13 protein-coding genes are annotated in these 13,150 nt (G+C 57.8%); 10 read left to right on the top strand and 3 right to left on the bottom strand.

What is annotated here, in order from left to right; translation table 11 throughout:
• Positions 1-70: 70 nt before the first annotated feature.
• Complete coding sequence (locus AC0L2O_RS24655; protein ID WP_369726704.1) at positions 71-1,276, top strand: ABC transporter substrate-binding protein; 1,206 nt, start codon at positions 71-73, stop codon at positions 1,274-1,276.
• A gap of 162 nt (positions 1,277-1,438) precedes the next feature.
• Here the strand turns inward: AC0L2O_RS24655 and AC0L2O_RS24650 are convergent, their stop codons facing one another.
• Positions 1,439-1,768 carry a hypothetical protein gene (locus tag AC0L2O_RS24650; protein ID WP_369722420.1) on the bottom strand — a complete coding sequence of 110 codons (330 nt, stop codon included), beginning with the start codon at positions 1,766-1,768 and terminating at the stop codon, positions 1,439-1,441.
• Positions 1,769-2,273: 505 nt separating this feature from the next.
• On the opposite strand from AC0L2O_RS24650, the gene AC0L2O_RS24645 reads away from it, so the two are divergent.
• The 4 genes from AC0L2O_RS24645 (at position 2,274) to AC0L2O_RS24630 (ending at position 7,626) form a co-directional block, all read left to right on the top strand.
• Complete coding sequence (locus AC0L2O_RS24645) at positions 2,274-3,605, top strand: ABC transporter substrate-binding protein (RefSeq protein ID WP_473371522.1); 1,332 nt, start codon at positions 2,274-2,276, stop codon at positions 3,603-3,605.
• Between the two features lie 946 nt (positions 3,606-4,551).
• The gene (locus AC0L2O_RS24640; protein ID WP_369722419.1) at positions 4,552-5,016 is read left to right on the top strand and encodes a cupin domain-containing protein; all 465 of its coding nucleotides are present in this window, start codon (positions 4,552-4,554) and stop codon (positions 5,014-5,016) included.
• A gap of 861 nt (positions 5,017-5,877) precedes the next feature.
• Positions 5,878-6,018 carry a hypothetical protein gene (locus tag AC0L2O_RS24635; protein ID WP_473371521.1) on the top strand — a complete coding sequence of 47 codons (141 nt, stop codon included), beginning with the start codon at positions 5,878-5,880 and terminating at the stop codon, positions 6,016-6,018.
• Positions 6,019-7,500: 1,482 nt separating this feature from the next.
• The gene (locus tag AC0L2O_RS24630) at positions 7,501-7,626 is read left to right on the top strand and encodes a hypothetical protein (RefSeq protein WP_369722416.1); all 126 of its coding nucleotides are present in this window, start codon (positions 7,501-7,503) and stop codon (positions 7,624-7,626) included.
• 151 nt (positions 7,627-7,777) lie between these two features.
• Here AC0L2O_RS24630 and AC0L2O_RS24625 read toward each other — a convergent pair whose 3' ends face one another.
• Positions 7,778-8,020, bottom strand: coding sequence for a hypothetical protein (locus tag AC0L2O_RS24625; RefSeq protein ID WP_473371520.1), 243 nt, complete (start codon positions 8,018-8,020; stop codon positions 7,778-7,780).
• Positions 8,021-8,066: 46 nt separating this feature from the next.
• Here AC0L2O_RS24625 and AC0L2O_RS24620 point away from each other — a divergent pair, with 46 nt between their 5' ends.
• From AC0L2O_RS24620 to AC0L2O_RS24605, 4 genes are all read left to right on the top strand, one after another.
• Positions 8,067-8,474: a hypothetical protein gene (locus AC0L2O_RS24620; RefSeq protein ID WP_409187843.1), complete on the top strand. Its 408-nt coding sequence runs from the start codon at positions 8,067-8,069 to the stop codon at positions 8,472-8,474.
• A 394-nt stretch (positions 8,475-8,868) separates the two neighbouring features.
• A complete protein-coding gene (locus AC0L2O_RS24615; protein WP_409187842.1) occupies positions 8,869-9,048 on the top strand; it encodes a hypothetical protein in 180 nt (59 codons plus the stop codon).
• Positions 9,049-9,789: 741 nt separating this feature from the next.
• A complete protein-coding gene (locus tag AC0L2O_RS24610; RefSeq protein ID WP_473371519.1) occupies positions 9,790-10,200 on the top strand; it encodes a hypothetical protein in 411 nt (136 codons plus the stop codon).
• Between the two features lie 544 nt (positions 10,201-10,744).
• On the top strand, positions 10,745-10,954 hold the full coding sequence (locus AC0L2O_RS24605; protein ID WP_369722415.1) for a hypothetical protein: 210 nt from the start codon (positions 10,745-10,747) through the stop codon (positions 10,952-10,954).
• Positions 10,955-11,113: 159 nt separating this feature from the next.
• On the opposite strand, the gene AC0L2O_RS24600 is transcribed toward AC0L2O_RS24605, so the two are convergent.
• On the bottom strand, positions 11,114-11,317 hold the full coding sequence (locus AC0L2O_RS24600; RefSeq protein WP_409187841.1) for a hypothetical protein: 204 nt from the start codon (positions 11,315-11,317) through the stop codon (positions 11,114-11,116).
• A gap of 1,051 nt (positions 11,318-12,368) precedes the next feature.
• Between AC0L2O_RS24600 and AC0L2O_RS24595 the strand changes: the two genes are divergently transcribed.
• On the top strand, positions 12,369-13,013 hold the full coding sequence (locus AC0L2O_RS24595; RefSeq protein ID WP_369722413.1) for a hypothetical protein: 645 nt from the start codon (positions 12,369-12,371) through the stop codon (positions 13,011-13,013).
• Positions 13,014-13,150 lie beyond the last annotated feature (137 nt).

Here is a 13,150-nt window from a genome sequence, read left to right as displayed (position 1 = left end):
AAAGCGTTTCACACAGGTCAAATAACTTGATAATGTGCGTGTCGGCGTACTTACGGGGTAGCACATGAAAATGATTTTCGGTGTGATCACGATTGCGGCCGCTCTCCTGAACAATTCGGCCAACGCGCAATATACCGATGACATCGTCAAGATCGGCATATTGACAGATATGTCGGGCATTTATTCGGACATCGGCGGGCCCGGATCGGTCGTGGCCGCAAAGCTCGCGATCGAAGATTTTGGTGCGGCTGCCAAGGGGATGAAAGTAGAAATCGTCAGCGCCGACATGCAAAATAAACCTGACGTTGGCGCCAGCATCGCCAACAGATGGTTCGATGTCGAGAAGGTCGATGTGATCGTTGACGGCATGAATTCCGGCGTTTCCCTGGCAGTGAGTGAGATCGCCCACCAAAAGAACAAGCTGTTCCTGGTAACGGGCGCGGCGACGTCGGACCTCACCGGTCCAAAGTGCAACACGAATACAATTCATTGGGTCTACGATACCTGGGCGCTCGCCAATAGTACCGGGAAGGCGACGGTACAGACGGGTGGCGATACTTGGTTCTTCGTCACCGCCGATTATGCGTTCGGCTATGCTCTTGAACGCGATGCTGCGGCGGTCGTGGAAGCCAATGGCGGGAAAGTGCTGGGCAAGGTCCGGGTGCCGATTAACACCAGTGATTTTTCGTCATTTCTGCTCCAGGCACAAGCCTCCAAGGCTAAAGTGATCGGTCTCGCTAACGCGGGCGGCGACGCCACAAACGCGATCAAACAGGCGGCGGAGTTTGGAGTCGTCAAAGGCGGGCAGAATATCGCAGGTCTGTTGTTGTGGGTGAGCGACATCGCCGCGCTTGGTCTGCCGACAACGCAGGGCGTCGTTTTAACCGAAGCCTGGTATTGGGACATGAACGACAACAACCGCATCTGGACGAAGCGCTGGCAGGTTGAGCGGCCGGGCAAGGTCCCCACATCGGCCCAGGCGGGTGTCTATTCGGCAGTGACCCACTATCTCAAAACAGTCGAGGCGCTAAAATCTGACGCCGACGGCCGCGCCGTCGCCGCCAAAATGAAGGAGATTCCGACCGACGACCGCCTGTACGGCAAAGGAATCATTCGGGCCGACGGACGCAAAATCCACGAAATGTATCTGTTTGAGGTAAAACCACCCGCCGAATCGAGATACTTCGGCGACTTCTACAAACTGCGGGCCACCATCCCGGCAGCAGAAGCCTTTCGTCCATTGAAAGATGGCGGGTGTCCACTGGTGAACGGATAGTCACCGGCCTCTGTGCGTGCGGAGAGCGAGCACCGCTCAACGTGGAAGAACCGCTTCTGTTGTGGCTCAGAAGCGGCGACCAACGCGAGTGCTATGCCGCATCCGGTCTACCGCCAACAGCCGACGTGAGAACGGCGGGAGCTTTGGTCGGCTTGGTTTGATCTATTTGTTAGTCTTTCCGGACGGCTTGCGGTCGTTTTCCCGGATGTGTTTCGCGACATCCGCCATCGTTCTGGCGAACGCTTCGCGCAGTTGCTCCGCGTGAGCTGCGCTCCCCGGTTCACTGAGATATGCAATCTTGATCAGCAGCCTGTTCAACAGATAGGTGATGCGTAGATTTTCCGAGTGCCGGGATCGCAGGGCCGTGATCTGCCGCCGCATCTCGCTGAGATCGAGCGTCTCGTGTTTCGACGGCCTCTTCAAAATGATACTCGCGCGTTGCCACCGAACGAAGCCGCCGCGTCGAAAATGATGGCGCGACGGCTTCGCCATGGTGAACCCGGACGGGGCAATGTCCGGTGCGGAAACCTAACGCCCCAATGCGCCGCTGCAATCAAAGCCTCACATTAAGATTGATGTCCGTGCTACGGGTTAATTCTGGAACTGGTCAGGCTCAGTCTGGTCGCGACGATTCTGCGGGGTGAGATTGAGTCTGTTTCGCCGCGATGCTCCGAGGTTCATCCATACCCTGCAATGTCTGAGCGTCAATTAGATTACGCAAACGACCTCCATAAGCTCTGCTTCTCAAGCTCCGGAGGTTGGTTGGTTACGCGACAGCCTTTACTTGGCGCGAGAGGATGGCGCGACCACTAACAGGGTTGCGACAGAGTGGTTGACGGATAACTTTGCTTGCTGCAGCTCAGCTTTGAGCTTTAGATGACCGCTTGGCTTAGGAGCTGCCACAGGCGAAAGTCGCGGCTAAATAGCACTCAAGAGCATCCCCCCTGTCGCGCGGTCAGTGCAGCGCAGAAGCGCCGTCAACCCGGGGAGCAAGCCAATGAGACTATCTCGACGAGAATTCGTCGCTGCCGCCGCGACCACATCAGCAACGCTCATCACCGCTCCGTATGTTCATGGTGCCTACGCGGCTGGCAAGCTGACCATAGGCTTCTGGGATCACTGGGTACCGGGAGCAAACAAAGCCTCGACGGATCTCGTCAGGGAATGGGCAGAGAGGGAAAAGGTCGAGGTTCAGATCGACTACATCACGAGCCAGGGTAACAAGCTGCTCCTAACCAGCCAAGCCGAGGCACAAGCGAAAACCGGTCACGATATTCTGCGTCTAGCGACATGGTCGCCGCAGGGTTTTGCCGAATTGCTCGAACCCGTTGACGACGTGATGGAGCCGGTTCTCAAGCAAAACGGCGACGTGAACGGAACGGTCAGATATCTCGCTCAGGCTAACGGTAGATGGATCGGCGTTCCCGCGTGCCAAGGCAGCCAGCTTCAGCCCCCCTGCTCCCGGATCGACTTGCTGAAGGAGCATGCCAAAATTGATGTGCAGGCGATGTATCCGGCAGGCTTGCCGCCGAAAGCCGAAGATTGGACGATGGATACGTTCCTGAAGGCAGCGAAAGACTGCCACAAGGCCGGCTTCCCGTTCGGAATTGGACTGGGCGACACCAACGATAGCGTGTGTACAGCCGGGGCTATCTTTGAGTCATTCGGCGCTCATCTAGTCGACGCTGACGGCAATCTCACTGTTAGGACCGACGAGGTACGGGAGGCGCTGGAATTCTACAAGCGGCTGCTTGCTTTCCTGCCGCCAGACGCGGGCGCATGGGACGATTCGTCAAACAACAAATGGCTGATCTCAGGCAAAGGCGCGCTAATCTGTAATCCGCCGAGTGCGTGGGCAGTTGCCAAGCGCGACGCGCCACGAGTTGCCGAACAATTATGGACCCATGGATTCCCGGCTGGCCCTAAGGGTCGCTTCGCGCCCTATCTCCCCGCCTTTTGGACCATATGGGCGTTTTCGAAGAACAAGGAAGCAGCAAAAAGCCTGCTTGCGCATTTGTCGCTGCCGTTATCAATTGAGCAACTTGTGATCGCCAGCGCCGGCTATGAGGTGCCAGCCTATGAAAAGGTGACCACGCTGCCCGTATGGGCAGCAGCGGAGCCACCAAAAGGTACCCTTTACCATTATGCTAACCCCTTCAAGCAGCAGAGCCTATCGATTGCGGGGTGGCCCGCTCCGCCGAAGGTTGCGCAGCAGATCTACACGCGCGCGACGATGACCAAGATGGCGCTACGTTACGCGCAAGGCGAGCCACTCGAGAACGCACTTGCCTGGGCCGAAGGCGAGTGCGAAGGCTTCATGCGCAGTTAGGTGAATTGTTACCTTCCGTTAGTCTGTGCCGCAGACTCGCTGCGACATAGGCGTGTGCGCCGCATCCAGTCTCAGTTTGGTCGCACGCAGCTGGGTTTCTGCTGTCGCTATAGAAGAGGATGCTCGCGCGGCGCGGGCTGGGGGATGCCGGGCTTCCGTCCGATTTAGTAGGACAGTATCCCGCACCGTAGTTATCCGGAATCGCTCCGGTACCCTCGGCGCCTGTAGCCTGAGCCCTGCTTGCGACTTCGCGGCTCTAATCAAAAAACCCAACAATTAGTTCACGGGGGAACGGGACATGCTGGACGCCATCCAGATCAGCATTGCGCTTTGGGGAATGATCGTCTGCGGCGCCATTAAAGCCGCGCAACTCGCCCACTACTTCTAGGTATCAGCCAGAACACCAATGCTGCTCCGCTCCAGATCAGGCCACCGATCCAGGCGGTCATGAAAACGGCGGCAGTAGCAAGGAATGCGACGCCGAGCAGGTCGGAGCCCCGAGGTGGCGCCGGCATCGGCGGGTCGATGGCTGCAATGTTGACTTCTGGATACATGGTGTCGTGTCCCGTCGGGATGCGGCCCGCGAATTCATGGACGTCGCAAGCTCTGATGGATTGCGGATTATCGTCTCGTCCACCCTCGTAATCCAATGCGGGTCCCGCGTGAGAAGGCCCCAGCGGCAGGTTCCTAGCAGGGAGGCGCGCGCTGGGGCCAAAGGCCTGCCAGTACGCTACGCGGCAGGCTTGCTTGATGGTCCACCCAAGCGCGACGGCCCGGCATTAACGTACGTGAATGCAAAGCGCATACGGAGAGGTACCACTTTCGGAACTCGCCCGGGTGGCTCTGCGACAAGTTGGCTCTTCACATCCCCGGCGGGAAGCCGGACTTTGCGAGTGTCGGGAAAACTCGGCAGACTGCAGTATAAATTCAGTGGGAGGTGAGACCGATGCCGCTCGCAGCTTTCGACACGACGCATTGCAATGTTGATCTGGAGCCCTCACCGATCGAACCATCGTGGATCATTGAAGGAAATCCGGAAGCTCGCTCGCGCGTTTTGTCGACGAGCGGATGCAAGACTGCTTGGACCCTGATCTGGTCGTGCACCGAGGGTCGCTTCAACTGGCACTATGACTTTGACGAAACCATCATGATCTTGGAAGGATCGATCGTGCTCGAAGGCGACAGTATGCCGCCGAAACGCTACGGCGTCGGTGACGTTGTCTTCTTCCGCAACGGTACTCGCGTCGCATGGCATGTCGATGGTTATGTGAAGAAGGTCGCCTTCTGCCACCTAACAAATGCGCCGGGGCTCGGCTATGCCATCCGCGCGCTCAACAAGTTCAGGTCTGTGATCAGACGGAACAGCCCGGTCCTGGTCCCCGCGCTCGGCTGTTTTAACCTGCTGGGCTAAGTTGATTTGCTAGCAACGAGCCTCAAAAGAGGCAACCGCGTTTCGGACGAGCTCGCAGTGGTCGGGGGCTCTGCCAGCGGCCCAGCCCCCAAGATGAAATGTTTGATAGACTGGCTACGCTCGACGCCGGGAACGCTGACCATCAAAAATTCGTCCTCGTCGCGATCGAGGCGGTTCTCAAAAACCTGCACCACCTCCCAATGGTCGGATGGCACCAGTTCCGCGGCGTCTCTCGTGCCGTGCGCCACTTTGCCCAATAGTGGCCGGCGATCTTAGGTACGTTTGTCACGTAACTTCTTTCCTCCTTCTCCGACCGCGCTTGCGGCTCGAAGACCTATCTGGCAGGCGTGGCGATAAAGGTCGGGCCGTTCTCCCCGTCAAAGTCAGATAGGAAGATGCCATCCACGCGCCTAGCAAGGATTCGCGAGTTTGGCCTTTCGCATTGCAGCCGGATGTCGCTCACGTCGTCGCAGTCGGGGGCAAGAATAAGGCGTAGAACTGCACCTCACGTTATATTTGCGTGAGTGGAGACCGTTGAAGTCGCCGCCGCCGGGTTCCCGAGCATGCTGCGCATCATGCGGACGCGCGATGGACGGGAGAATCCGACCAGATTTCCTTCTGGACCTGGAGATGCGCAAGCGTTCACCCTCCTCGTTAGGCGAAAGAAAGATGAGACTCGCCAGTGAAGACGGCGAACGCGCGCTGTCTCCCACAAGCTTAGAGGCGGGCTGTATGGTCATGGAGAACGAGCAACCGCGCGAGCGACCACATGAGGGATTTGAATCGTCTGGCCTAGGACTGCCTTGTAGGATTTGATGCCGACGAACTCTCCCCAAAGCTGGACAACGTAAGGAGAAGAGCATGGCAGACAACGGCGCCAACGCAAACCTTCTCGCGCGCGACCCGCAAAGGCGCATTGCCGCGGCGACAGCGCTTGGCGTGAACGCCTTGAAGCCGATTATGCACTTTCAAAGTCTCGCTCCCGAGGATGTGGGCAGATAATATCGAGAGGTTCACAGGCGGCTACCAAAAGAGATTGGAAGAAACCGCGACCAGCGTTGAGGAAAGCTCAGACAAGGAACGCGCCGCGTAGATTAGCGCAAATCGCCAGTGGAATCCGCTCCGGGTCAATCGCTTCATTCCGCGTGCTTGCCGACGACTTCTGGTCTACGGCGATAAGGAGACATTTTGAGAGATCTCCGGGCGTAGCGTCTGTTGGCTTGGTCGCGGAGCCAGGCTAGCATCGGAAACCACTCATCTGGCGGATAGAACCAATGCATCGATTGCTTTTGGTCAGCGTTGCCATTGCCTCTCTTTGCGGCGGCCCTCGTTTTCCGTTCCCCCGAAGCGAATGCGGTGTATTGGCGCGGCATCACCGCGCCGACGAATATCGATATCCACGGTTGGCCGATCATCAAGGAGCCACCTCCAAGCCCATGCCAGTGGATACGGGTGAGCGGTGGCTACTGGGTGCGGCAATGCATTTACTGAATTATCCTGAAAGCTCACAGCTAGCAAACCGCATCAGTCAGCGAGCACGGACAAAGAATCATGTTGGCGGCGACTAAACTGCGCCCACCAGGTAGCCGTACTGAGCTTGACGCCGGTTTCGGCTTTCGCCGTCTCCGACTGCCGGGTCACCAGCAATCCAGCCATGTTTGGCGTCGACATGACGGCCTACGTCGCGGTCAAGTCGGGTGAGACTGCAATTTTCCGATGCGAATTCCAGGAGGAATGCATAGCTCTGGCGTTTCCCAAAAGCCTGCGCACGGGGCGCTCAGGCAGCTGAACGTAACGACGTTCAGCCACGCGGACACAATGGCAACGATACGTTTGCTATATGGTCAAGGAAACGGTCCGTACGGTTCAGGAAGATCGGTCATCACGGTGAATGCAACGATAGAATAGGCGTGGCACCCGAACGGCCGGAACCATGGGTAAGCCGCGATGACCGGTTTGAGCCAATCGGCGGATCGGCGAGCCCAGAGCAAATGCGCGAGCCGCGCGAATCGGAGGATGCGATGCGTTCTGCTTCGGTCGCGTGCCTTTTGATCACTCTGTGCGCATCCACCGGCGCCGCTGCGGCGTCTCACTCACATCGCCGACATGCCGGTGTTCGCACGAACCAAAGCCCGGTCGCACATCCTGTTCCGGGTTTTGTCGACGCACCGCACAGTCCTCGGTTCCCGACCGCTCAGCCAGCGCCGCTGGATAGGACGTATAACAATCGTTATCCGAACTGGGGAATGTAAATCGATTGGTCCACGAGCTGCGGTTCAAGCTCCGCGACATGAACGAAGGTTAAGCCGGCGCCCGGCAGGCTCCACTCCCAAACCAGCCGAGAATGCCTATTCTTCCTTCATGCATTCATTTGAGTTTTGCCTGGCCACGAAGGGCATTGCGGTTCCGGACGGCCCCGGCTGGCTAGTGAAATACAATTGTTATCGCCTCCGCCTTGAGCGCGAAGGCGACCGCGCGCGCGTAATGACGCGCGATGGCGAAGCGGTCGTGCTTGGCGTCAATGGCATTTCCGATTTCAACGCGCCACTCAAGCACGATCAGGAGGTGCAGTTCTGCGCCTTCGGGAAACCGTTCTCATCCTTGACTTGAACCGTGGCAGCAGGTCGCCCGGCCGCTCGGGCCGCGCCTAACCGCACAATCCCAAGGGCGTAGGGGGCCCGCGACCGGTCCGCCCCTCTGAAACCCGCAGCAGCTGCATTCTCCTTCAAAAAATGGCTCCCGATTGGGAGCCATTTTTCGATCAGTCGTCCCAGTCGTGGTAATGGTGACGCCTAATCACTACCGTGCGGTCGCCATCGCGGTCATACCATCCATGATGCCAGCCTCGATCATGTGCATAGAAGTGAGCACGCGGGCCGTAGTAGTGGTCGGAATAGTCCGGGCCACTTCCGATCCGGAAACCGAATTCCTCAGCGCTTGCGATGGTCGGCGCTGCCATTGCGATGGTTGCTAACGCGGCGAGAACGTAAGAAAGCTTCTTCATCTATCTCTCCATTCGTTAGTTTCCCCGTGGAGAAAACAAACAGTGCATGGCGACGTTCCGGTTTCTGTTTGGAAACTTTCTTGAACAGATATTCATTGCGATCCGAAGCGCTGTCTGCCTCGTGAATGTGATCATTCCTGCTCACCTTGCATTCGATCGGGCGACGACTACAGCAGCGGTCTCGCACGCCCAATTTGGCGATCGTGGCTTGCCGCAGCTCGTTCCCAATCCGGAACGCAGTAAAGCAAAAATCGCGGGCTTGGGGCTGGAGCCCATCGTGTCAAAACGGACGGATGCGCCATGGCCCGTCAAAGACGTGGGTCAAGACGAAGAACCCGGAGAGCGCGGCGGTGCCCCGGGAGCGCGAGGAGGAGTGGCGATAGGCTCGGCGCACTCAAGCCTTCATGGCTCCGTCCAAATGGAAAACCCGACGAAGGCGACGAAGCCACGCTGAGAACGATAATCGCAATCGCGGCGACCGATGATGGAAAACCGTCTTGCCATGCGCCAGTTTCTTCGGCAGTCGAGCGACGGCGTTGATCTGGATCATGTGTGGCGACCCGTCGCATCCTGACCGCCTGCACGTCGTCAAGAGCACCGTCATCGTGTCCGCGCGGTCGATCGCCGCCGTCTACACCTCGCAACCTGCCAGCGGGCGTTGCCCGGCTCGAACGGGCGGCTGTGCTGCTAGGCCCCCGCACAGCTTTATGAAGCGTTGAAATCGGGGCGTCCAGCAGGGGCAAGAGCCAGATCAGGCAAACAGTTAGAACAGCCATCGCGCGTTCACTTGATGGAGCAGTTCGGCGCTCATATCTACGCAATCCCACAGTCGACGCGGAGAGCATCAAGTGGCAAAGACGACTCAGAGCAAGCGCAAAGAGTACACCAAAGACGAAGTGAAGCTGCTCAAGGCACATTCCAAGGCCCGCACGCCCGTCGCCAAAGTTTCGAAACTCATGAAGCGTTCCGAAGGCTCCCTACGACAGAAGGCTCGCACGATGGGCATTGGTCTAGGGCATCAGCGGTAAGCACAAGCCGGAGAATGCGAATCGGCTCCGGCGATAGAGGGCGCCGGAGCCGTGCAAGCACGTCAGGCCGGGTACGTCCGCCGCGCCTTCCGAACGTGTCGCCGCCGATGGCACCCGATCTGCTGCAGACCGCGGCGCCGCCAGCTCGCACTTGAGCCAGTCTGCGCGACGCTGACGCTCCAACGTCAACGCCTCGTGCGTCTCAAAGTCCGAGATGACGTTATCGGTCTCGGCACCATCCAGCGTGCGCCTGATGCACAACATCGCGAGGCCGGGACTATCGACAATGGCCTATCGACAATGGCCTATCCGTGGCGTAACCGCTCGCGTTGGGAGGTGCGCATACCTTCCTTCTCCCCTTGTGGGAGAAGATGGCGTTCCATCGTTATCCACCCGAGTCTACTAGATACGCCGGCCTTGCTACACTCCTCCCAGTTGTCCGAGTCGGTCGGCAACCCGGTCGGTTGTTTAGGGTGGGTGGAAGACCATGAGTAGCGTGACGCGGCGAGCTCTGAGGGTATACGCCGCCCTCAACGAACTCAAAGGAAACGACAACGACGTTCTAGATGCCTTGATCCCGTTTTTTGAGCCGATCCTAACGCTTATGAACGGGACTATTTTCGACCCTCACGTTTTTTCAGCAGGCGTACGCAAGCTCTATCGTTGGCTTTTTGATTGCACCAGCACGTGTAGAATTTAGGGACGCGCGGAATTGCAACTATTAATTGTACAGGACGGGCGATGCGCTCCTCATCGGAAGACCATTCGTTTTCGCTGGTTGACGAAATGCACATCGGCGCTGCGGGAGCGGAGACGTTCTGGCGATTTAGGCAGCTCATGCTCAATGGCTACAAGCCCAAGTATGAGCATTCAACAGAGGATGCGTTTTGGTTTGAGCACCCACCTAACTCATTTGGCCATCGGTCGGTCGCGCTCTATTCGACGGGCGTAGTGCGATCAATCTTCGCTCGCGAAGAGACGGTTTTTGAGCGGTGGGATAAACATGGATTCGCCGACTTCCTGCGAAAATGTGCCGTATCCAAATTGGGAGCGGTCACGCGGAACGAGACAAAAGATCTATGCGGTCATCTTCGCTGTGGTCTTGTACAGCTTGCTGTTTCTGGGCATTCGGATGGTCAGCGGCATGTTTAGGTGAGTCGTGCGCACTTGCTTATTCACTGGCCGCTTTTTAGCAACAACCCGATGGAACGTGGACAGTGCTGCGCCCCAACAAGTTCATGGCGTCAGATACACGGTAGCCGCGACCGACACGACGCTGATGCATTCATCAGTTATCACCACGCGCCAGCCTCGCGACAGCTCGACGGAGCTTGATCTTGATGCACCGAGCGCAGATCAACTCGCCATCCCCGGCCGGAGCCTCAAGCACGGTTAACTCTTCAGGCGCGAACTCTTCTTCGCAGTGATCGCAGCGGGGGGATTTCCAGCATTCGCGCATGTGCCAACGCGGTTGTGGCGGAATTCGGTAGCCTCTTCACCCGACCGCTCGCAAGAGCTTGATCAATACCAACGGCCGAGCTTGCACCAAGTTCGTTCCCAATCCGGAACGTCGCTGAAGAAATCCCGGACGTTGCAGATTTACAACCCCCACAGCCGTTCGCGATACTAAGCTCGTCCATTGAGGCAACCGAAACATATTTCATTCTTAGTTCAATATGATTAGCGGGGGCGAAAGATGTTTGATGTCTATCGCAATGACAAGCGCGACTTCCTCGTTCTAAGTACCGGCTCTGCCGTGCCCGTGCTTTACTCTGCACATAAGTGGCGCAAGAGCAGAAAACGAGTTCTCAAGGTCAGCCACGAAATCAAGTCAGCCGTTCAGGCACAAGGCTACTATCTCCGCAGCCTGCGGGTCACCAAGGACCGAATGATCGAGCTGGAGTAGGTGGCGAGCCGGTGCTCTCCATAGGGCAATCTCTACAGCATCACGACGACCGAAGCCGCCATTCTCGACCACACCGAAGCCGTGCTTAAACCGACATCCGACGGCCGTGTCAGCGCTCCTGACCACTGGCGAGGCAGCGGTGAGCGACTTAAGGCAGGCTCAGGCAGATGTTGAAGATATATAGCCCCTGTATAAGCAACTCGGCCTCGCGTCGCCATCGAACAGCACGGTGATGCCGGTACTCTGCCGGCTCAAGCCAACAACGATGCCAACCTTTTTAGCCAGATTTGGGCAGCGAACCGCTCCAAGTTTGTTGATCTTGAAGCGGGTGCCGACTGCAATGGTATCTCTTTCGCGGTTCATGATGGTTTAGCTCCGCCTTATCGAAAACCCTGCGCTGTTGACGGCGTTTGTTTCAGGATCATTTCGTCGCGTACAGCAATGGGTTTCATGGCAGCTAGCGGCGATCTTCGTCCCGGTTTGCCGCTCCGTCTAGGAAAACATCTTGGTAAGGTTAGCTCGCCGCCGCTCTATCCAACCGCGCCAGCCCAGCCTCGATCACGACGATATCTTCCTCAATGTGCTGAGCCTCGTGGTGGCAGGCACCACCCGTAAATTTCCCAAGTGCCGGCGACCAGGCGCTCCGGTTAAGTGGGCGGCAGGTTGAGCGCTGCACCAGGAAAACACAAAAGCCAAAGCAATGGGCCGACCGCGAGGTCCAGCAATTGTCCAAGCTGGCACGGCAGGGAGCTGGCGTATCGAAGATCGCAGCCGAGTTGGGCCGCCACGCCGGATCGGTGAGGCGAATGGCGCGAACGACAGGGATACTGTTGAAGAAGTAGCCGTCGAGGGACCCTGAACGCGCCGCTCCGATTGAGCGCAGCACGGCTGACCTACAGCCCGAAACCACGGCTAATCTCCCGCACAAGCCCGAGTGCAGCGCCAGTATTTCGACCATAGAAGAGCGCCTGATCGAGCTGCGAAAGAATGGTCAGCCCAAATAGCGCGACGGCAATGCCTCTAAACATGGTTGTGGACCGGCGTGAACGATGCCTCGCAAGTTCAAACGGCCCCAGCCGCAGGGTTGGGAGAAAACAGCCGGGGCCGGTATTCCCATTCCATGTGCCGCAATCGGCGGTAATCGGCACGCTCCAAGTTTCACACGCACAAGCTAACAAACTATTTCGTGGTCCGGCGCCGGACTAGGGCACGTACTCACTAAGCAGCTGGCCGCCTGATGTCCGGTGTACCGCCAACGCCGGTCGAAAAGCGGATGGCCTCCGAGGTCGCAGATGGGCCAACAGCAGAAGGGCGGCCCTTCGATCACCCGCAAGCGTGGATCTGGACTGTTAGGAAACATGCAATCTTTACGTGTAAAGCGCTAGTATTCAGTTCCGTGAGACAAAGGCGTGGGATGAAAGGTAAGCAGACAATCGCCCTAATCGTGGTCATCTCGGCCATTATTGCCAATTATGCGCCGCTGTTAGACCGGCATGCCGAGCAAGATAATTGCACGTTTGGCCCGGTGTCGAACGCCGACTATCGCGCGTATCTGGGACGGGCCAAATCCCTGCTGCCGTTTCCGATGCTGGACGACAAGGCTCTTGCCCTAAGGCTTGATCATTTGTTCGATGACTTGAGCACTGGCGAAGCAAACATCTATTCGCGGCTTGCGATCATGCATGCCACACTTCGGGCCATTGGCGCGGAATACCGAAATACGGACGGCACCGATGTTGATCGTGGAAAATCCGATCCTTACGTCAAGGCCGCGAGCACGAGTTTGACCGTCTCGTTTAATTATGCGCTGGACGTCAACAGGCTCTGGATGTTCATGCCTTGGCCGCGCAACGCATGGATCATTGGGAGCCTCGCTGGTCCGCGCTACGACCGACAGCTCGGCCCGTTGTACCCCAAGCGTCCGGGTGGCATCCGCTTCATCGTTTGGGGCCCCAATATCTTCGAACGTTCACTTGACGATGCAATAAGGTCAGAAGGGCATTGCCCGCCCGTTCCCCCTGCGGCATTGGCTGACAGCTTTTCTTTCGGGCTCGAATAGCCCGTATCGACGTGGATTACCCATGTGCCGAGAGCGGCGGCTGGAGATGAGGTCAGCTACGGTAGAGTCGAGGATGGGCGCGGTAGCTTGGGGCCTATGGCCAACGCCCCGTTTCCCATCCCCGCTCATCAAACCGG

The organism is Bradyrhizobium sp. Kon10 (assembly GCF_055807395.1).
Note: the sequence above shows the minus strand (reverse complement) of the source record. Positions and strands in the feature narration are given on the sequence as shown.

Coding starts and splice junctions, on each gene's coding strand:
- AC0L2O_RS24625 (WP_473371520.1), bottom strand. CDS start 8,020: ATGAAGAAGCTTTCTTACGTTCTCGCCGCGTTAGCAACCATCGCAATG.
- AC0L2O_RS24635 (WP_473371521.1), top strand. CDS start 5,878: ATGGCAGACAACGGCGCCAACGCAAACCTTCTCGCGCGCGACCCGCAA.
- AC0L2O_RS24595 (WP_369722413.1), top strand. CDS start 12,369: ATGAAAGGTAAGCAGACAATCGCCCTAATCGTGGTCATCTCGGCCATT.
- AC0L2O_RS24600 (WP_409187841.1), bottom strand. CDS start 11,317: ATGAACCGCGAAAGAGATACCATTGCAGTCGGCACCCGCTTCAAGATC.
- AC0L2O_RS24630 (WP_369722416.1), top strand. CDS start 7,501: ATGACGCGCGATGGCGAAGCGGTCGTGCTTGGCGTCAATGGCATTTCC.
- AC0L2O_RS24650 (WP_369722420.1), bottom strand. CDS start 1,768: ATGGCGAAGCCGTCGCGCCATCATTTTCGACGCGGCGGCTTCGTTCGG.
- AC0L2O_RS24620 (WP_409187843.1), top strand. CDS start 8,067: ATGGCGACGTTCCGGTTTCTGTTTGGAAACTTTCTTGAACAGATATTC.
- AC0L2O_RS24645 (WP_473371522.1), top strand. CDS start 2,274: ATGAGACTATCTCGACGAGAATTCGTCGCTGCCGCCGCGACCACATCA.
- AC0L2O_RS24640 (WP_369722419.1), top strand. CDS start 4,552: ATGCCGCTCGCAGCTTTCGACACGACGCATTGCAATGTTGATCTGGAG.
- AC0L2O_RS24605 (WP_369722415.1), top strand. CDS start 10,745: ATGTTTGATGTCTATCGCAATGACAAGCGCGACTTCCTCGTTCTAAGT.
- AC0L2O_RS24655 (WP_369726704.1), top strand. CDS start 71: ATGATTTTCGGTGTGATCACGATTGCGGCCGCTCTCCTGAACAATTCG.
- AC0L2O_RS24610 (WP_473371519.1), top strand. CDS start 9,790: ATGCGCTCCTCATCGGAAGACCATTCGTTTTCGCTGGTTGACGAAATG.